This window comes from Paenibacillus sp. FSL L8-0708 (assembly GCF_038009325.1).
Classification (GTDB): domain Bacteria; phylum Bacillota; class Bacilli; order Paenibacillales; family Paenibacillaceae; genus Paenibacillus_AQ; species Paenibacillus_AQ odorifer.
The window spans coordinates 3768004-3788111 of record NZ_JBBPBC010000001.1; the positions used below are offsets into that span (position 1 = coordinate 3768004).

General features: G+C 44.3%; 14 protein-coding genes. 11 read left to right on the forward strand and 3 right to left on the reverse strand.

Features of this window, described 5'->3' with window-relative positions; all coding sequences use genetic code 11:
• Positions 1-66: 66 nt before the first annotated feature.
• Positions 67-1194 (reverse strand): glycosyltransferase family 61 protein, encoded by a 1128-nt coding sequence (locus NYE58_RS18005; RefSeq protein ID WP_341002536.1) that lies wholly within the window; start codon positions 1192-1194, stop codon positions 67-69.
• A gap of 355 nt (positions 1195-1549) precedes the next feature.
• Here NYE58_RS18005 and NYE58_RS18010 point away from each other — a divergent pair, with 355 nt between their 5' ends.
• Positions 1550-2530, forward strand: a complete 981-nt coding sequence (locus NYE58_RS18010) for an aldo/keto reductase (protein ID WP_076125870.1) — start codon at positions 1550-1552, stop codon at positions 2528-2530.
• A 460-nt stretch (positions 2531-2990) separates the two neighbouring features.
• Here the strand turns inward: NYE58_RS18010 and NYE58_RS18015 are convergent, their stop codons facing one another.
• Positions 2991-3854 (reverse strand): AraC family transcriptional regulator, encoded by an 864-nt coding sequence (locus NYE58_RS18015; protein ID WP_339248701.1) that lies wholly within the window; start codon positions 3852-3854, stop codon positions 2991-2993.
• A gap of 143 nt (positions 3855-3997) precedes the next feature.
• Here NYE58_RS18015 and NYE58_RS18020 point away from each other — a divergent pair, with 143 nt between their 5' ends.
• Entirely contained in the window at positions 3998-5494 is a 1497-nt protein-coding gene (locus tag NYE58_RS18020) for a glycoside hydrolase family 43 protein (protein WP_341002538.1), read from the forward strand.
• A gap of 546 nt (positions 5495-6040) precedes the next feature.
• Here the strand turns inward: NYE58_RS18020 and NYE58_RS18025 are convergent.
• Entirely contained in the window at positions 6041-6949 is a 909-nt protein-coding gene (locus NYE58_RS18025; protein WP_076190385.1) for an AraC family transcriptional regulator, read from the reverse strand.
• Between the two features lie 156 nt (positions 6950-7105).
• On the opposite strand from NYE58_RS18025, the gene NYE58_RS18030 reads away from it, so the two are divergent.
• The 9 genes from NYE58_RS18030 (at position 7106) to NYE58_RS18070 (ending at position 20080) form a co-directional block, all read left to right on the forward strand.
• Entirely contained in the window at positions 7106-7696 is a 591-nt protein-coding gene (locus NYE58_RS18030; protein WP_341002539.1) for an NAD(P)H-binding protein, read from the forward strand.
• Positions 7697-7711: 15 nt separating this feature from the next.
• Positions 7712-8695 carry an aldo/keto reductase gene (locus tag NYE58_RS18035; protein ID WP_076276509.1) on the forward strand — a complete coding sequence of 328 codons (984 nt, stop codon included), beginning with the start codon at positions 7712-7714 and terminating at the stop codon, positions 8693-8695.
• A 289-nt stretch (positions 8696-8984) separates the two neighbouring features.
• Positions 8985-10799 carry a hypothetical protein gene (locus tag NYE58_RS18040; RefSeq protein WP_341002542.1) on the forward strand — a complete coding sequence of 605 codons (1815 nt, stop codon included), beginning with the start codon at positions 8985-8987 and terminating at the stop codon, positions 10797-10799.
• A gap of 170 nt (positions 10800-10969) precedes the next feature.
• Complete coding sequence (locus NYE58_RS18045) at positions 10970-13330, forward strand: glycoside hydrolase family 95 protein (protein WP_341002543.1); 2361 nt, start codon at positions 10970-10972, stop codon at positions 13328-13330.
• A gap of 179 nt (positions 13331-13509) precedes the next feature.
• A complete protein-coding gene (locus NYE58_RS18050) occupies positions 13510-14403 on the forward strand; it encodes an ABC transporter permease (RefSeq protein ID WP_051491014.1) in 894 nt (297 codons plus the stop codon).
• An 18-nt stretch (positions 14404-14421) separates the two neighbouring features.
• On the forward strand, positions 14422-15285 hold the full coding sequence (locus NYE58_RS18055; RefSeq protein WP_076125649.1) for a carbohydrate ABC transporter permease: 864 nt from the start codon (positions 14422-14424) through the stop codon (positions 15283-15285).
• 171 nt (positions 15286-15456) lie between these two features.
• The gene (locus NYE58_RS18060) at positions 15457-16482 is read left to right on the forward strand and encodes a response regulator transcription factor (protein WP_341002544.1); all 1026 of its coding nucleotides are present in this window, start codon (positions 15457-15459) and stop codon (positions 16480-16482) included.
• Positions 16482-18308: a cache domain-containing sensor histidine kinase gene (locus NYE58_RS18065; protein WP_341002545.1), complete on the forward strand. Its 1827-nt coding sequence runs from the start codon at positions 16482-16484 to the stop codon at positions 18306-18308. Before NYE58_RS18060 ends, NYE58_RS18065 begins: the two co-directional genes overlap by 1 nt.
• 209 nt (positions 18309-18517) lie before the next feature.
• On the forward strand, positions 18518-20080 hold the full coding sequence (locus NYE58_RS18070; RefSeq protein WP_341002547.1) for an extracellular solute-binding protein: 1563 nt from the start codon (positions 18518-18520) through the stop codon (positions 20078-20080).
• Positions 20081-20108 lie beyond the last annotated feature (28 nt).

The window sequence follows — 20108 nt, forward strand, 5'->3', positions numbered from 1 at the left end:
CTTAAAAAGCGCAAAGCAAAATATGCTTTGCGCTTTTTGAATTCGAGAAAGTAGTAAGCAATCTTCTCATTCCAAGCCTGCCAGATGCATCGTTTGTTTCAGACGATCTACGTTCACATAGATGTCCTCCAGTCCTGGAAAACGAATCGCAGGATCGGGAACACCTTGCCCGTACACCATATAATATTCGAGATTATTATGGTTGCTGATCATCCAATAGGTTGGAACAACGTGCTGGGCATGGAAAATTTCAATGACCTGTGTTCCAGGCTGGCAAAAAGCCAGATTAGCGAGTCCAGCACCATGTGGACCTACGATTACTTTCGCTGAGGCGAATAATTGGATTTGCTGGGCAACCGTCCAGTCCTCTAGACAAATCGGTACGATATTAAAATTCTCAAGGCAGCGGATGACATCATCTTCATTAACCAACCGTCTTGAGCTTGCTTTTTTTCGTGAAATATAAAAACGTTCCGGAGTGACTAGTGTTGTTTCTCTATGCGGTAACAAAAATCTGCGCAGTGTATCCGTGGTCCAAGGAGGATAATGTGAATTCATCATTAAGGAAGGGACGAGTAGCTGGTCAGCCTGAACATATGCTTCTGAATTCGTCCGGATCACCAATGACTCGGATATCCCAAGCATGGTCCATGTTTGTTCCACAAAGGGTCCATACGGATTTGGATTCATGATAATAGTGGAGTAAGTGATTCCGCTCGATTGAAGCATCGCTAATCTAGGAAGCACATCATACATCCAATGAAAATAGTTATGGGCTCCGCAAAAGGTTAACACCGCCGCGGTCCCGGCAAAATGTTGAAGCTGCGGATCATTCCACCGGTGAAACACTGGGTGCTCATCTGCTTCAAGCATCCTATATTGCTTGGCGTCATATTCTTGGGAAAGATCAAAGATCAATTTCCCTTCTGGTGTTAGAACAGCACCAGATTCTCCCCATACCTTCCCTCTGGAAATGGTGGCAACGTATCCGCCAAAGGGCTTCAAACAATAAGGTGTTAGTGCTGAAGCAATACTCGTTTCAATGCTTTTAGGCGCTCTGAACTCAGCCGCCCGTCCGAAGTCAAAAGGAACGACATTCCCCGCTTCCTTTGTACTGTTTTCGTTGTGGGAAGTAAAGTCCCAGATGCTTTGGTAATATCCTTGGGGTGGTACCCCTTGTGCAGAAAATAACATCATGTCACCTCATATTCCCAAGTAGAAGCGCAGAAAACTTATTAAGCTATTTTATGAAATGAAGAATCTTCGGACACAGACTTACACGGAAAGAGGCGGATGAACAAGATTTGATTCAAATGCTGTTATTACTTGATTAATAGGCTTGACATGGACCAGGATTGAATATAAATTCAGTTTATTCAAACGCCGTTTAAATCATCGATTAGGTGCAATGTACTGCTGGAAGTGTTAACTATTCCCCAGTTCCTTTTCATCGGTATGCGTTGGAGCTGTTTTATGAATTAATATGTACCCCTTTAAGACAGGGCATTAGGATATTACAATTTAATTGGAAAGTGTGGATTCGAGATATATGAAGTATACAAAACTTGGAAAAACGGGGCTGGACGTATCCCAACTGTGTTTAGGTTGTATGAGCTTTGGCGTTGCCGAACGTTGGATCCATCAATGGGTGCTTGATGAGAAGCAGAGCCGTGTTATCATAAAAAAAGCGCTTGACCTGGGTATTAATTTTTTTGATACAGCGAATGTATACTCCGATGGAACGAGTGAAGAAATCGTTGGACGAGCGCTTAAGGATTATGCCAATCGAGACGAGATTGTTTTAGCAACTAAGGTCTTTAACCGTATGCATGAAGGTCCGAACGGAGCAGGATTATCCCGGAAAGCAATTATGAGTGAGATTGATAAGAGTCTCAAGAGATTGGGAACAGATTATGTAGATCTATATCAGATTCATCGCTGGGATTATCACACACCTATCGAAGAAACGATGGAAGCTCTTCATGATGTAGTGAAGGCTGGTAAGGCAAGATACATAGGTGCCTCAGCAATGTATGCTTGGCAGTTTCAAAAAGCGTTATATGTAGCGGAGAAAAACGGTTGGACCCGATTTGTATCTATGCAAAATCATCTCAATCTTATCTATCGTGAAGAAGAACGAGAGATGTTGCCGCTTTGTAAGGAAGAGAATATTGGTGTTATTCCCTATAGTCCCCTTGCATCAGGAAGACTTACGCGAGACTGGGCGGTATCAACTCATCGTTCAGAAACTGATCAGATTCAAAAATCTAAATATGATGGAACTGCCGATACCGATCAATTAGTCGTGGAGCGAGTTGCGACAATCGCCGAAAAACACGGTGTTCAACGGATTCATATCGCTCTTGCTTGGTTGCTTCAAAAAGAACCTGTTACGGCACCTATCATCGGGGCTACAAAAACATCGCATCTCGAAGATGCCGTAGGTGCGTTATCCATTACTTTAACCTCTGAAGAAATTGCGTTTTTAGAGGAGCCTTATGTACCACATTCCATCGTTGGTTTTAATTAATAAAAAATCAATGGGGGAGGATAATCCCGTAGAGCCGAAGTCAGCGATGTTTACCAACGTTTAACTGTATTTTGTACAGCTATATTCCTTCAAATCACTCAGCTCGGGGATATAAGTGTACTTCGTACATCTATTTCCTTGATTTTCTACCCATTAGGTAGGTTTGGTTGTTTTTAGTTGTATAAAGTGCAATTAAAGTATGAAGGTTCTTTCTGCGTACGGAATAAGTGTATAGAATGCAGTTATTTTCCAGATTCGATTAAGACGTAGAGCTAGAAGAATGCGGAGAGGAACTTCCGATCGCTTCAAGTCCAAGGGTTGTTAAAAGCGATTAGCGACCATTAGTCTGTTTATATTCACTTGCCCATAATCTGATCAGGTAATGCGCATTAATTCAAAAACACCAGGGAGTAATTTTCCAATAATAGGAGAATCGCTGCCTGGTGTTCTTTTTTTACACTCAAAGCTTGTTCCTATAGACCTTGGGTGACATCCCATAGATTTTAGTGAATTGGCGAGTAAAATAATTACTATCACTAAACCCGCATTCATGTGAGATTTGGGTGATACTGAGATTAGAATGCTTTAATAGCCCGCAAGCCCGTTCCAGACGTAAACGATGAAGATAAGCGATCGGGGTTGTCTGATAGTAGGAGCGAAAGATCCGGTTTAAGTGTCTGACTGATATGTCCGAATGTTTGGCGATCTGATCCAGTGTTAACGGCTCAAGATAACGATCTTCCATATATGAGAGTGCATTCGCCAAATGCATCAGATGGTTCCCCTGAATCCCTTTTTCCTGTTGGTCATATTGTCTGGACAAATAGACGACCAGTTCCATAAACTTGGAGCCCAGCATGGTCTGATAACCCTGTAGCTTGTTGTGATATTCTTCAATCATGCCCGCAATGAGAAAAGAGACATACTCCAGGTTAGGAATCGGCAAGCTGAGTTTGCTTGTGTAGGAATGTTTATGGCGATACAGGGGTTCCAACACAAATAAGGCTTGAAAGCCGTTGGATGTCCGCAAATCTGCCCCAGCTGTCGATAGCATTTCAGGCTGAAACATAATATTGCAGATCTTGAAATCCTGAGGATCTTTAAAAGCATGCGGGGTCGAACCATTAATTACAAACACATTTCCCTTTTTGATAAAAGACTCCTCAGTATTAACAATATGTGTAGCTGTGCCACTCAATACAATTACGAGCTCTGAAAAGTCCGCATGTCTATGTAGATCGGTGTCTTCGTCGTGATAGCCGTATTGAATAAAAAATGGAAATTGACGATCAGATGTAAACCATTTTAAATAAAATTCACTCAACTCGTTACCCTCCAAAAGCTTGTCTAGATGAATGTCTATATCATGCTATTTTAGGACCGAATAATCAAGGCTTTCTATCCAGTGGAAGCAGTATAATCCTTGACATAGGTTTCAGTGATTAAGATAGAGAAGGAGAATACTACATGAAATATAACAATCCGATTATCCCGGGGTTTTATCCAGATCCAAGCATTTGCAGAGTAGACGAGGATTATTATCTGGTAAACAGTTCATTTGCCTATTCTCCGGGAATACCCATTTGGCACAGCAAGGATTTGGTGCATTGGAAGCAGCTTGGGTACTGTTTGACTCGTGAGAATCAGCTTCAATTTGATGAATCCGTGGTGTCCGGAGGTGTTTGGGCGCCGACTCTTCGTTATTATAACGGTCGTTTTTATATGGTTACGACAAATCAGGATAGCGGAGGTCATTTCTACGTTTGGGCGGATGACCCGGCAGGCGAATGGTCGAATCTACTTTATGTGGAGCAGGAAGGCATTGATCCCTCCTTGTTTTTTGACGATGGAAAGGTTTATTTCACAAGCACAGGCTCCGAGCAAGGGATGGGGATCTACCAATGTGAGATTGATATTGAAACGGGTCAAAAGCTTAGCGATACACGCTTGATCTGGACTGGTAGCGGAGGGAAATTCCCTGAGGGTCCACATCTTTACAAAATAAACGATTACTACTATTTGATGTGTGCGGAAGGTGGGACAGAGTATGGACATATGGAGACTATTGCAAGAAGTAGATCGCCATATGGGCCTTATGAATCGTCTCCTCACAATCCCATTTTGACACATCGAAGTTCAGATTACCCCATTCAAGCTACAGGGCATGCCGATTTAGTTGAAGCACAGGATGGTAGCTGGTGGGCGGTATTTCTGGGGATTCGACCAGTAGGTTATCCTTACCGTCATCATCTTGGCAGAGAGACATATTTGGCTCCTGTTCAGTGGACGGAGGAGGGGTGGCCAATGATTGGTGATAACGGAGTGGTTGGTTTAGAAATGGAAGCTGACCTGCCTTCACCAATGCCGTGGGAAGAAGAGCCTGAAACCGACGATTTTGATCAATCTGACCTAAGAATGAGCTGGAATTTCATTCGTAATGCTAATAAGGTGGATTGGTCATTGCAGGAACGGGGAGGGTGGCTAGCTTTACGTGGATCAGATGTGAGATTAAATGAGAAGGGTACGCCTGCTTTTATTGGCTGTAGACAGCGGCATTTGAATTGTGGAATTACCACCAAAATGGAATTTAGCCCTCTTGAGGGTGACGAAGCTGGTCTTGTAGTTTTTATGGATCAGAAGTATCACTACGCAATTGGACTAACGCAGATGGAAGATAAAAATGTTATTGCGCTGCGCAGACAGGTAGGGAGCATTAGTGATGTGGCATATTCTTCGGCTTTCGAAGGAACAGGGGTAGAATTGAGAATCCAGGCATTACCTGAAAAATATATATTTTACTATCGAGGTGTGGATCAAATATGGCATCTGCTTGGCGAAGCCGAGACACACTTGATATCTACTGAAGTCGCAGGCGGATTTACTGGAGTATTCTTCGGCATGTATAACTACTCTCCTTATGGAACAACTGCTTATTATGATTGGTTTAGTTATCAAAAGAAATAAAAGGCGGTCGGCTACGTGATCGTCAGAAAAAGCAGTGTTAGCTTGTGAAAAATACAAAGCAGCGATTCTCCAAGTATGGATGAATCGCTGCTTTGTATTTTTTGGTTGTTGGATTTAGTTGTTTTTTGGTTGTTGGATTTAGTTGTTTATTGGTTGTTGTTGTTGTTGTTTGGATATCGTTGTTTTTTTGTCGTCGTTGGTTGTCTGCCTCAGCTTGTATTTATCAACCTCTTAGGCTTAAGGACTCAGAGGACGTTATTTGCGTATTTATCACTTTTTAAGCATAGTTTCGGACCCCAGTGCAGCTATTACTTCGAAATAGATTCATATTGAGTGTTTTTTGAGCCAATAGCGGCTATGCGGTCCTTTAGCATCCCAAATGTGAGATAGTACTGCGTTTAAGGTCCCCTGGGTCCGATAGTGATCAGCAGATAGGATAAACCTGATAGGACCAGCCCGATAGAATCAGCGTGTGCGCAAAGGTTACCTATACATGTTGATCTTTAGCGGATAGTTCCATATTGTGAATGAAGAACACGTTCGCTTTTATCCTATGAGCATATTTTCCTTCAAACGCTTGATGTCTGCTCTAGGTGGTGAACCAAACATCCGAGAATATTCGCGGCTGAATTGTGATGCACTTTCATAGCCAACACGGAACGCGACATCCGCTGCATCCGCTGATTCAGATAATAAAAGGCGGCGAGCTTCCTGTAAGCGCAGATGCTTTTGAAACTGAATAGGACTCATGGCAGTTACCTCTTTGAAGTGTCTATGGAACGAAGAAATACTCATATTGGCTGTTTCAGCAAGCTCTTCAATCCGCAAAGGTTTATCACAGTTCTCGATAATCTGTTCGATGGCCTCCCGAATGCGGTAGGTGCTGCTACCTTCCATCGCAATTTGAGCGAGTGTAACTCCATAAGGTCCCTGCAGAAGCCGGTATAGAATTTCATCAGTATAAATCGGAGCCAAAAACGGAATGTCCTTGGGATCATCCAGCAAACGTACCAATCTCAGGATCGCATCCAATAGTGATAACTCTATCTGCCCGACATACATAGCTCGCTTAGCATTTTCTTTCGGAGCGAGTTTAAATTCGGAATCATTTAGTACTTTCAAAATCTGACTCTGCGTGAATTCTAGCTTAAAGCTTAAATAGGGTGCGTTGGGAGAAGCTTTTATAATCTGACCGATAACGGGTAAATTCATTGATGATATTAGATAATTTGCGGGACCATACTCAAAACGCTCCTTGGCCAATAAGATCTCCTTTGTTCCCTGCGCAATGAAACATAAAGAAGGTTTGTATACTCTGTATACTGGCTCGGTTACATTGGAGTTACGAATCACAAACAATGAGGGGATAGCGGTCTCATATACTCCATCCTGGCTCGAATGATGTTCAATCAATCTGGCGAGTTCTTCTTTCCGCTCTAGTAATTCTTTAGACATGTGCTCCTCCTAATGTTTTGTTCTTATTCAATTATAAAGTAAAAACATCTTTTGTGTTAGTGATAGTGAGAGGAATAGGCAATCATTTAAGATAATTGAGATAACGGCGTTCACTTCATTTATCGCATAATTAGAACTAAGAAAGGGGTTTTGAAATTGAGCAATGTTTTGATCATAGGCGCTAATGGCGGAATTGCACGACATGCGATTGATTTGTTTTTGAACGAAACCGATGCCCGGTTAACACTATATCTCCGCAACTCGGACAGATTAAGCCATATAACATCCAGCCGCACTCGAGTATTTGAAGGAGATGTGTTGGATAGTGAGCAATTAAAAGAAGCGATGATCGGGCAAGATGTTGTTTATGCTAATCTGGCAGGTAATTTGGAGAAAATGTCTAAGACCATCGTTGAAGCAATGAACACCACTGGTCTTAAACGTTTGATTTTTATCAGCTCAATGGGCATTTACGATGAAGTTCCAGGAGAGAAGTACAGCAGTATATTGGATCCATATCGTAAATCTGCAGAAATTATTGAAGCTTCAAATCTTAACTATATAATTCTGAGACCTGGATGGTTTACCTATAAAGACGAGATAGACTACGAAACAACTCAGAAAGGTGAACCTTTTAAAGGGAGAGAAGTGTCGCGAAAAAGTGTGGCTGCATTAGTTGTTAAATTGGCCGAGTCACCAGATATGGAAATTCGCCGCAGTTTAGGAGTAAACAAACCCAAAATCTAAAGGAGACACATACTAATGGAATATACAAAACTTGGTCGTACTGGTTTGGATGTATCTAGAATTTGTCTTGGTTGTATGAGTTACGGAGTACCTGAACGTGGAATGGCTCCGTGGTCGCTAAATGAGGAGCAGAGCAGACCCTTTATTAAAAGAGCACTGGAGCTTGGCATCAACTTCTTTGATACGGCTAATGTATACTCTGACGGAACAAGCGAAGAAATTGTCGGACGTGCCTTAAAAGAATTCGCTCGCCGCGATGAGGTAGTCATTGCTACAAAGGTGTTTTTCCGGATGCATCAGGGACCAAATGGAGCAGGACTTTCACGCAAAGCGATTATGACCGAAATAGACAACAGTCTAAAACGGCTGGGCACAGATTATGTGGACCTATACCAGATCCATCGTTGGGATAATGACACTCCTATCGAAGAGACCATGGAGGCCCTTCATGACGTAGTAAAGGCAGGTAAAGTTAGATATATTGGAGCGTCCTCTATGTATGCTTGGCAGTTCTTGCAGGCACAGCATGTTGCTGAGCGTAACGGTTGGACTAAATTTGTCTCTATGCAAAATTACTTGAATCTACTCTACAGGGAAGAAGAACGGGAAATGTTGCCTCTTTGCCGGGAAGAAGGAATCGGTGTGATCCCATGGAGTCCGCTTGCTAAAGGTCGACTAACCCGTGATTGGAATGAACAAACAGCTCGTTCAGAGATAGACGAAGTCGGAAAGGCATTTTATGCAAAAATGGCTGAGGCTGACCGCAAGGTTGTTGAGGTAGTTGCCGGAATTGCGGCTAAGCGCGGGATTCCACGTGCCCAAGTAGCGCTTGCTTGGGTTCTGCAAAAAGAGCCAGTAACATCGCCTATCATTGGTGCAACCAAAGCAAATCATCTGGAGGACGCCGTTGCAGCGGTATCAGTGAAGCTGGAGCCAAGTGAAATAGCGAGTCTGGAAGAGCCTTATGTGCCACACCCAGTTATAGGAAATCTAAGCTAGATAAAAAGCGTGATACCCTTGGGGATCGCGCCTTTTTTTTACCTAAGCTAAACTTTCATCTACCATTTAGTGCCTTTAGAAACTTGTCTTTAGTTTGGCTTAATCGTTGCTCAGCACCATGCGGGTGCAAGGGTTTGCATAAATAGGTGAATAAGAAAACACATTCCAATCGATAAAAATGACATGTTAATTCTTCTTAAGCCAAGGTAATATGTATCCGATATGTGAGAGTGAATATAGAAAAGGAGATGAACTCTTTATTATTAATTCCACATTGAAGCATACGCACATGAATACTGAAATTGGCCAACCAGCCATCCTCAATCCAAGTCAGGTGTACCCGACGGTTTCCTTCACACCGTGTGTTAACGGAAGGGTTGCCGGTGAATTGATTTTTGATAGAACGAAACTGGTGACTGAGTTGCCTGAGACTTCTATGGTTAAAGACTCGTTAATGGAATGGACACCGTTAGGCACGGCTGATCTACTGGGTACTTATGAACTGCGAATGACCCTCAAGCAGGACGGAAAAGCTCCTCAGTATGACTCATATTATTTTACCGTGCTGGATCCAAAGAGCATCCCCGCGGGACAGAGCACAATCGCTTTCCTTGGTAACGATGGAATGATGATGTATATCGGTGATTATCGAGGTAATCGGATCTTGGACTTTTCTAATGCGGGTTATAGGGGTGGTGGTGTTGAGATCCCGAATATTCCCGTTAAGTCGACCGTTCTACCCTTGGACGGTGACGCGACGGACCGTATTCAGGTGGCAATTGACCAGTTGGCTATGCTCCCGCTCGATAAGAACGGCTTCCGCGGGGCAGTCCTTTTGAAAAAAGGCAGATATGAAGTCGGAGGCACGTTGTTCATTAAAGCAAGCGGGATCGTCCTTCGCGGTGAAGGTCAGGACAAAGAGGGCACTATTCTTTATGGTACCGGAGCGAAACTGCGAAATCTAATTGAAATTGGTGAAAATGCAGATCTTATGCTGGACAGCAACTCGAAGCAGATGATTTCAGATTTGTATGTGCCCTCAGGCTCGCGTTCTTTCCATGTAGAAGACGGGAGTGCTTACCGTGTAGGCGATCAGATCATAGTCCGCAGAATAGGTAATAAAAACTGGATTCACGAAATTGGTATGGATAACATCTATAAGCGCCCGGGTGGAACCGTAACCCAATGGTCACCGTTCAATCTGGATTTTGACCGAGTCATCACTGCTATTGTAGGTAATACGATTACGGTCGATGCCCCATTGGCGAATGCTATCGAACGTCAGTGGGGCGGCGGAGAGATCTATAAATATACAGACCATGCCCGCATTCAGCAGGTGGGGGTAGAGAAAATGAGGGTAGAGTCCGATTTTGACCCAAGTATTATAGATATTAAGATGGATAACGATACAACAGATTCTTATTATGCGGACGAAAAACATGCTGAACGTTTCGTCATGTTCAACAGTGTGAAGAATGGCTGGGTTCGAGAGGTGAGAGGTTACCATCTGTCCTATTCTCTCGTTCAAATGAAGCGTTATTCCAAATGGGTTACGGTTCAGGACTGTCAAATGTACGATATGATCAGTGTGGTTACTGGGGGTCGCCGTTATGTCATACATCAGATGGGCCAGCTAAATCTCGCTCAACGTATTTATACAGAGACGGCGCGGCATGCGTTCACCGTCGATAGCTGGGTACCGGGGCCGAATGTATTTCTGGATGGAGAAGCTGTTAAAAATTATAACACCAGTGAACCTCATCATCGCTGGTCAGTCGGAGGCCTGTTCGATAATATCAAAGCTCCCATCTCTATTCGGGATAGGGCGTGGTTAGGCAGCGGACATGGCTGGGCAGGTGCGAATTATGTGACTTGGAATACACAAGGAGAGCTCACTTTACAGCGGCCACCAACCGCTCAAAACTACGCCATTGGCCATGTTGGTAGCAAGATACCCGGACTGCTTCCTAACGATTATGATTCCCGGCCCCGTGAAGATGGATATTGGTGCAGTTGCGGTCAACATGTCGTCATTAATAGTCTCTACAAGCAGCAGCTGATGGAACGTCTAGGTCGAAATGCGCTCAATAATATAAAAAAATAATTTACAGTAGGGTGCGGAATTTTCCGCATCCTTTTTAGTTTGGATCATAAAAAAACACAACCCCTAACAATCTATGCCATGGAGAGACATCAGGATCAAGAGTAGCATAGGAAGTGGAGTTACTGACGAATGATATGAACTGAAAATAGGAAAGGCCAGGTGAACAAGAGTTGAGTGAAAGAAGACGAGCGAAACAAGAGGTAGCATTACCGGCAACCAAGCAGGAATCAGAACGTCTTCGATTATGGTATACAAGCCCGGCGTCAAATTGGAATGAGGCTCTTCCCATAGGAAATGGGCGCCTCGGGGCAATGGTGTCCGGTATGATCGGCCAAGATAAAATCCAGCTTAACGAAGATTCAATTTGGTACGGCGGCCCTGGACGTGCAGCTAATCCTGCAGCTCAGCCATATTTAACAGAGATTCGGCAAATGCTGAAAGACGGCAGGCAGGCGGAGGCAGAACATTTGGCACGAATGGCTATGACTGCTTCACCAAAATATGAGCAGCCGTACCAGCCACTTGGAGATTTGATTTTAAAGTTTCTGGATTCCAGTGAGGTTATAGAAAAATACGAGCGGGAGCTCGACTTGGAGCAAGCGGTCGTTACGGTATCGTACCGTTGTGGCGGGGTTCGCTATTACAGGCAATATTTTATAAGTGAACCGGACGGTGTATTGCTAGTCCGATTGACAGCTGACAGACTTGGCAAGATCACGTTGGCTGCGAATCTTATGCGTCGTCCGTTCGATACCGGCTGTAGCACTGGTCCTGCAAACACAGTTTTAATGAATGGGGAATGCGGAGCGGATGGCGTTCGCTTTTGCACAGCACTAAGGGCAGTTCAACAAGGAGGCCGCCAGAGGCTCATCGGGGATTTCATCTCTATTGAGGGGGCAGACTCCGTCACCCTTATGCTGGCAGCGCAGAGTACCTTTCGCGTAGATCAACCTGAAAAAGCCTGTCTAGAGCAATTGGATCAAGCTACGGCTCAGTCTTTTGCAACACTAATAAAGCAGCATAAGGAGGAGTACAAGTCCCGGTTTGCTCGATTTTCAATCGATTTAACTAGGGGTGGAGACCTGTACGCTGAGCTTCCTACCGATAAGCGATTACAGCGGTTACAGCAAGCAAAAGATGAAAGAAGCAATCCCAATGAGTCTGGTGATCCGGGACTAGTTGCACTATATGTACAGTATGGGCGCTACTTACTGCTTTCCAGTTCTCGACCAGGTACGTTGCCTGCTAATCTGCAAGGCATATGGAATGATAGCTTTACCCCGCCATGGGAATCAAAATATACAATTAATATTAACCTCCAGATGAATTACTGGCCTGCCGAAGTCCTAAATATGGCTGAATGCCATGAAACGCTGTTTGATCTGATCGAACGGATGCAGTTGAACGGTCAAGAAACGGCAAAAGAAATGTATGGCTGTCGCGGTTTTGTTGCTCATCATAACACTAACTTATGGGCGGAAACCCGACCAGAAGGCATCCTAATTACCTGCACGGTCTGGCCAATGGGTGCTGCTTGGTTATGCCTTCATTTGTGGGAACACTACCGGTTTGGACTGAATCTTTCTTTTCTCAAGGAAAGGGCCTATCCAGTGATGAAGGAAGCAGCGATTTTTCTGCTTGATTACATGGTAGAGGAAGGTGGCTTACGAATTACTGGGCCTTCAGTCTCCCCGGAAAACCGCTTCCTTCTTTCGGACGGAAGCAGCGGCAGCCTCTGTATGGGACCATCCATGGATTTGCAAATCGCATATACATTGCTATCCGCCTGTTCGGAAGCGGCATTAATTATCGGAGAAGAAGATACAATGTTTCTCTCTGAACTACATGAGACGCTTGAACACATTCCACAGCCGAGTGTGGGCAGTCATGGACAGATTAAGGAATGGCTGTTTGACTACGAAGAGCAAGACGCAGGTCACCGGCATATTTCTCAGTTGTTCGCATTACATCCGGGGGAACAGATTGACATGAGGCACACCCCTGAGCTTGCCGCAGCAGCCCGGCGAACGCTTGAACGCCGCCTTGACGGAGGTGGAGGTCATACCGGCTGGAGCAGGGCATGGATCGTCAACTTTTATGCCCGTCTAGGTATGGGTGCGGAAGCCTATGAGCATTTAATTAAACTGTTAGCCTCCTCCACGTATTCGAATCTTTTAGACTGCCATCCACCCTTTCAAATAGACGGCAATTTTGGTGGAGCAGCAGGGGTAGCAGAAATGCTGCTGCAATCCCACCGAGGAGAACTTCGACTATTACCTGCCCTTCCCAAGGAGTGGTCTTCAGGCAGCATAAGGGGGATGAGAGCAAGAGGTGGTTTTACCGTTGATCTTTCTTGGAGCCAAGGAAAGCTGGATGAAGCGACGATTCACTCTACGGTTACCGCTGAATATCGAATTTGGTCTGCCGTTCCGCTCGATCTGCCAGAACAATCTCTTATTAGCGATGGTCAGGGATTTGAATATACTTTTTCTTCAGTTGCAGGGAAGTCCCGCAAGATTTGTGCACAATAGTCAATCGTAATAAAACACAGGCAAGCCGAAAAATCTCCATTTTGAAGACCTGGATATTGGATTAACATTAGCCATACAACAAAATCCAAACTGCAACCAAAGGAGCGATATTTATGCCACAACAAGTGCCAGCCGCATTGCCAGCGAGCAGGCCAGATCTTTCCCCATTCCAAAGACGAATGACCAATTTGCGCAAATATAAAGCGCTGTATCTCATTTCACTTCCGGGCATTATTTTTTTTATCGTATTTAAATACTTACCCTTGGCGGGTTCCATCATGGCCTTTCAAAACTACAACATATTCAAAGGTTTTACAGGCAGTCCGTGGGTTGGCCTTGATCAGTTCCGGCGGATGTTCACCTATCCAGAGTTTTTGAGAATTCTTGAAAATACTATCCTGATCGGCCTATATGATATGGTCTTTGCGTTTCCGGTTCCCATAATATTCGCCCTCCTTCTTAATGAAGTGAGAAAAGCTTTCTATAAACGGATTTTGCAGACCGTCGTTTATTTGCCCCATTTTCTCTCATGGGTCATTATTGGGGGGATTATGATTGGCATTTTGTCCCCAACGACAGGTATCGTGAACCAGATCTTAAATGCTTTTGGGCTCGACTCCGTTTATTTTCTGGGCGAGGACTCGTATATTCGTACCATCCTGGTTGGAACAGGCATATGGAAAGACAGTGGATGGGGAACTATTGTTTATTTAGCCGCACTCGCTGCTGTGAATCCTGAGCTGTACGAAGCGGCCCGGATTGACGGAGCAAATCGTTGGAAACAAACCTTATCTATAACGATCCCGACGATCTTGCCCACTATCATGATTATGTTTCTGCTTCATATCGGTAACTTCCTTGATTTTGGCTTTGAGCGAGTGTTTGTATTTATCAATTCGCTTAATGAGACCAATGGAGATATTCTCGATACTTATATATACCGAGTGGGTCTTATTGATCAGCAATACAGCTATACAACAGCTATAGGCCTCTTTAAATCGGTCGTCGGACTGTTGCTAGTCATGATCGGGAATACGCTTAGTAAAAAAGCATCAGGGGATGGACTTTACTAGAAAGGAGTCGAAGAGTAAATGAAAAATAAAGGTCGCCTATTTGACGTTTTCAACTATATATTTCTGATGCTGGTCGGGTGCTTGATGGTCTTCCCTCTGCTGCATGTGCTCGCCAAATCATTTAGCAGCACTCATGCCATTAATGCAGGCGAGGTTAAGCTATTCCCTGTAGATTGGACGCTTATGAATTATCAAGTTATTCTTGGGGATACCTCCATCTGGAGAGCTTTCATGGTAAGTATATTTATTACCGTTGTCGGAACGCTTATTAATCTGATTTTAACTGCATCACTGGCCTATCCTTTATCCAGATCCGAATATTCGATGCGCAAAGGAGTTCTGATTTTAATCCTAATTACGATGATATTTCACGCTCCGCTCATACCGAACTATATGGTCATCAAAAACTTGCACTTGATCGACTCTTTATGGGTATTAATCATCCCATCGGCCATCAGTGCATATAACCTGTTCATCATGCGTTCTTTTTTCTCAGCCCTGCCTACTGAGCTGATAGACAGCGCGCGAATGGATGGAGCGGGAGAGCTGCGCACGATGTGGAGCGTCATCCTTCCTTTGTCCAAACCAGTTATGGCAACTATGGGCTTGTTTTACGCGGTATCCCATTGGAATTCTTATTCATCGGCGTTGTATTTTATCAATACACGAGCGCTTTATCCACTTCAGCTGCGGCTTCGGGAAATCGTACTGAGTAACGACCTTGGGCAAGCGGGCAGCTTATTAGAAAACGTAAATGAAGTATCTCCGGCAGGTGTGCAAATGGCAGTTATTGTCGTCTCCGTCATACCGATTATTATCGTGTATCCGTTTCTGCAAAAGTATTTTATCAAAGGGATGTTAATCGGATCTATTAAGTCTTAAATTAATCAGCTTGCATCATCCTTTAAAAGAAACAGCCATCTGCTTATCAAAATATGGTAAGATATAATCCAAACTCAAAAATGGAAGCGTTGCCAATAATCGCAACTTCAAATCAATTTCATACCACAAGACAACTGATTCTGATTCCATTCCGGAAGGGATTTGATACAAGTGCGAGTATTGATTGTAGAAGATGAGCCTGTCATTCAAAAAGGATTGGTGAAGATGGTCCAGCGTTATCCGGTCTCATTCACCGCGATTTATACAGCCGACGACGGCGAAGCAGCCTTAGAAACTATCCAAAAGCTAGAACCGCATTTAGTGCTGACAGATTTGCGCATGAAGCGGATGGATGGCCTTGATTTATGTGAACGAATTCACCGTGATTACAGTCATGTCCAGGTGGCAGTCATTTCCGGGTACAATGACTTTCAATATGCACAACGAGCAATGGCCTATGGCGTTAAACGGTATTTACTGAAGCCGGTTCTCCAGCAGGATGTGCATGATATGCTGAGAGAACTGATATCCGGCATGACAGGCAGCATTATTCCTGTTCATAAATACGTGGATTGGGCCGAACAGCTGGAACAACACATCTGGCTGCTGCAACGTGATGAGACAAACCGTCTGCTTGATGAAAGAGAAACATCGGGTTTATTTGAAGGATTGAACGTCTTTAGCATGGATGCAGTGCTGAGTGATTGTCTGCAAATGATCGTAGATCGCTTGGAACGCCGAGGCTGGAAGCCTCCGTCCCGGTGCTGTGGAGGGGTAAAAGCCGCCAATACGAAAAAAGAAACGATGTTAGCATTTGTCGCGATAATAAACGGTATACTTGCGGAGCTGCAGCTTACTCGCAAAGGCAACTATAAGGACCCGGTTGAAGAAGCAAAAGCTTTCATTGATAAACATCTGGCTGAGGATGTGTCGTTAGAAGAAGTAGCCAAACGGGTGGGACTTGCCCGCACCTACTTCAGCGCATTATTCAAAAAAATGACGGGGGAAACCTTCGTACACTATCGGATCCGGAGACGAATGGAGGAAGCGCGCAGACTTCTTGCCGTACCCACCATGACAATCAGTGACATCTCGATTCATGTAGGTTACGAGGATTATCCTCATTTTACGAAGACATTTAAAAATCTCGTGGGTGTGTCACCTTCGGAATACCGTGCTTCGTTTGGCATTGAATAATGAGAGCAACCCTCAGCCGGAAGCTGCTATTTTATTTTACCATTGTCATCTTACTTTCCCTGTCAGCGCTGGGGATTTCCTTTTACAGCATTTCTGCCAAGCAATTGCAGTCAAGCACTGAAAACCAAATGATTCAGATCGTAAATAATGCAGTTCATCATACCAATCTCTATATTTCATCCTATCAACGGTCCACCGTGGCGCTACTAACGGATTTGAGAGTTAAAAGATATATTGATCTATCAGCAGATCGTGAGGAATATGAAAATTACCGCTACACGACCGATATTCGCGATGCTATTGTTGAACCTGTATGGATTCGCAATCCCGAGATTGAAGCCCTATATATTATCGGGTATTCCGGGAATGCGCTTTATTATTATAATGGCGGTTCAGCGCCATCTTTTACACAGGAAGACACCGCTAGACAGATCCGGTATTTCAAAGAACATACAGATGTCAGTGGACAGTTGAATGTAATCAATTACAGTATCCGTGGGGATCAAACGCCGATGTTGACCTTAATCCGCAGCATTCGCGGTCTTCAGTCACCAGAGATGAAAGGATTCGTAGGCATCGAAGTCAAAGCGGAGGAGCTCTCTACGTTATGGAAAGGAATCGATCTTGGTCCCGAAAGCTATTTTTTTATTGTAGATGGCGAAGGCAGGATTCAATATCATAACGATCAAAACAAAGTAGGGACGTTGATTCCCGATAGTCTTGGCAAGCAAATTGAGCAAGCAGGAAAGGCGATGTTCCGCAGTTCGGCAGAGGGCGTGGAAAAATCTTATATCAGCCGTAATGCGGAATATTCCGGTTGGCATCTGGTTGTATCCATCCCAGACACTCAGCTGCAAAAGCCGCTAATTACCATCCGGAATTATATTATTGTTGTCGCGATTTTGACATTTATGATAGCGCTGTTTCTGGCAAGCCGATTTGGTAAGTCCGTTACTACACCCATCCGTATACTGATGAAAGGAATGAGCCAGACCGAAAAAGGAAATTGGGAATTAATCTCCCTTCCGAAAAGCCAGGATGAGGTCACTGGGCTTATCGTTCGTTACAATCTGATGGTAACCCGCTTGTCAGAGCTTGTGGACACCGTGTATCAGTCAGAACTGAAGAACAAGGAAATGGAAGCTGAGCGGCAGAAGGCCGAATTCCAATCCTTACAACTGCAGATCAACCCTCATTTTTTATACAATACGCTCGAAACGGTGGTCTGCTATGCAGTAATTCAGGATTCAGATGAAATATCAGAAATTGTCGGAGCCCTGTCCTACATGCTGCATTATTCGGTGCGCACCAATCTTGAAGAGATAACCGTAGCAAATGAGCTGAAGCATGTCATCCATTATATGGTCATTATCAATCACCGGATCGGAAGGCCGTTTGAAATCGATGTGCGGATAAAGCCTGAAATGCTTCTGCGCAAAATGGTTCGCTTGACCTTACAGCCACTTGTGGAAAATGTGTTCCAGCACGCCTTTCGTTATGGTGTTGAAGATTATCACACGATTACGATTGATGCTGGAGAGGATGGCGATATCTTCTGGGTCAGCATTACGGATAATGGCAGCGGGATGACCCCGGAGCGGCTTGAAGAACTTCGCCTCAAACTGAGTGAAAATCGACTCGCCGATGTGGAGGAAGGGAAAGGAAGCCCAGGCGGCATCGGTGTGCAAAATGTTCATCGCCGGATTCAGCTTGTCTTCGGAGAAGAATTCGGCGTTGACGTAGAAAGCAGTCCAGAATGCGGAACACGCATGATCATGAGAATGCCGATTTCCGGAAGGAAGGAACATCAAGTACTTAATGCATAGGTGCTAATCGCCGAAGAGAAAGAGGATCAAAAGGCTGTCCTGAGGTCCGAGCCGCGGACTTTTTGGGATGGTCTTTTTTTATAACGACAACCGATCACAAAAAAACACATCCCACAATAATCCACCCCATGGGAGTGCTGTTGATACAGCTTTATGATGGGTACAGGTAAACCAAATACCTTTTTATACTAATAAGGGGGATTATCCAGATGAAAAAATGGGTTAGTCTGATCCTATCCACGGCGCTTGTCTCAAGTCTCGTCGCAGGATGCGGAAGCAATGAAACATCGGACGGTAACGTCGATGCAGCAGGCGAAACAAAACCGTTTAAATTTAGTATTTCGTTAAACACAAGCGGAAACGCTTACACGGAAAGTTCTAAAGACATTAACACCGATAAGTGGGTCAAGGAGTTGGAGAAACGGGCGAATGTCGATTTAGATATTAAGTTAATTCCTTTGAAGGACTTTGATTCCAAAATGGCTGTTATGTTTGCCGGCGGTGATATCCCGGATGTGGTTCAAAATGTCGGAGGGGCTACGGATAAATCGATGGCTGGGTCGGTTCAGGCTGGTGTTTTTATGCCGCTGGATGATCTGCTGAAGGAGAATGCGCCCAACCTGATGAAGGTTGTCCCGCAGGAAGCATGGGATGAAGTCAGCTACGACGGAAAAATATATGGCATTCCGACTTGGCTCAGCAATCCATCTCGACGTGCCACCTTTATCCGAACTGATTTATTGGAGAAAACTGGCCTTCTGGTACCTGTAACGATTGAGGATTTCTTGAATGTGCTGCGCGCTTTTAAGAAACTCGGTGTGAGCGCTCCTTATCAGATGCGTGAGAACTTCAAGTATGCAGATATCGCATTTGGTGCATATGACGCGCTTGGCTATCAGTTTACAGAGGACAATGGAGAGATCGTACCCAAATTTTATAATTCCGAGAATATGGAAAAAGCACTGAACGTATACAAAACGATGTATGACGAAGGCCTCATTCAGAAGGATTTTGCGACAATCCAAACGGCACAGTATGGTGAAAATATTGCTGCAGGCAATGCAGGGATCTGGACAGCTAATGCGCAGAATCTCCTGGATTTCCGGACCCAGATCGCCGCGTCCAATCCGGAAGCGAAAGTGGATATTATCTCGTCGCCAACCGGTGACCATGGACAAAAAGGATACGGCTTGTATAGTTCGGTCAATACCTCACTGTATATCAACAATAAAGTCAGTAAAGAAAAGGCTGCCCGGATTATCCAAATGTTTGAATGGATGCAGACCCCGGAAGCTAGTAATTTCTATAGCTTTGGGATTGAAGGCGAGAATTACACGGTAAAAGACGGAAAAGTTGATTATAAGCTGCCAGAGAACAAGGCTGCCCAAGATGAAGAGAAATTCCGCACACAGCTGCGCTGGGTAGGGGACGGAACAATCAACCGCGAACGAACTGAGCTGCTTACGGGTGGTAAAGATGTCTTGAAAGCATTGGATGAAACTCTGAGTAAAGAAGGCTTAGGGGGCATCGGATTTGTACCTGATCTGGAGTCTTTCAGCAAGTTCCCTGATCTTGCCTCCAAACGTCCCGATCAGGCACCAAAACTGATCATAGACCATATGGTCAAAATGATTTATGGCAAAGAACCGATTAGCGATTTCCCAAAAGTCATCGAGGAATATAAGCAAAAGGGCGGCGAAGAAATCTTAAAAGAAGCAACAGAACGCTACAAAAATAATGAGGGAATCCTTAATCAGCAAAGCCGGAAATAGAAAGATTCTCAGGAAGCCTCTTCATTCG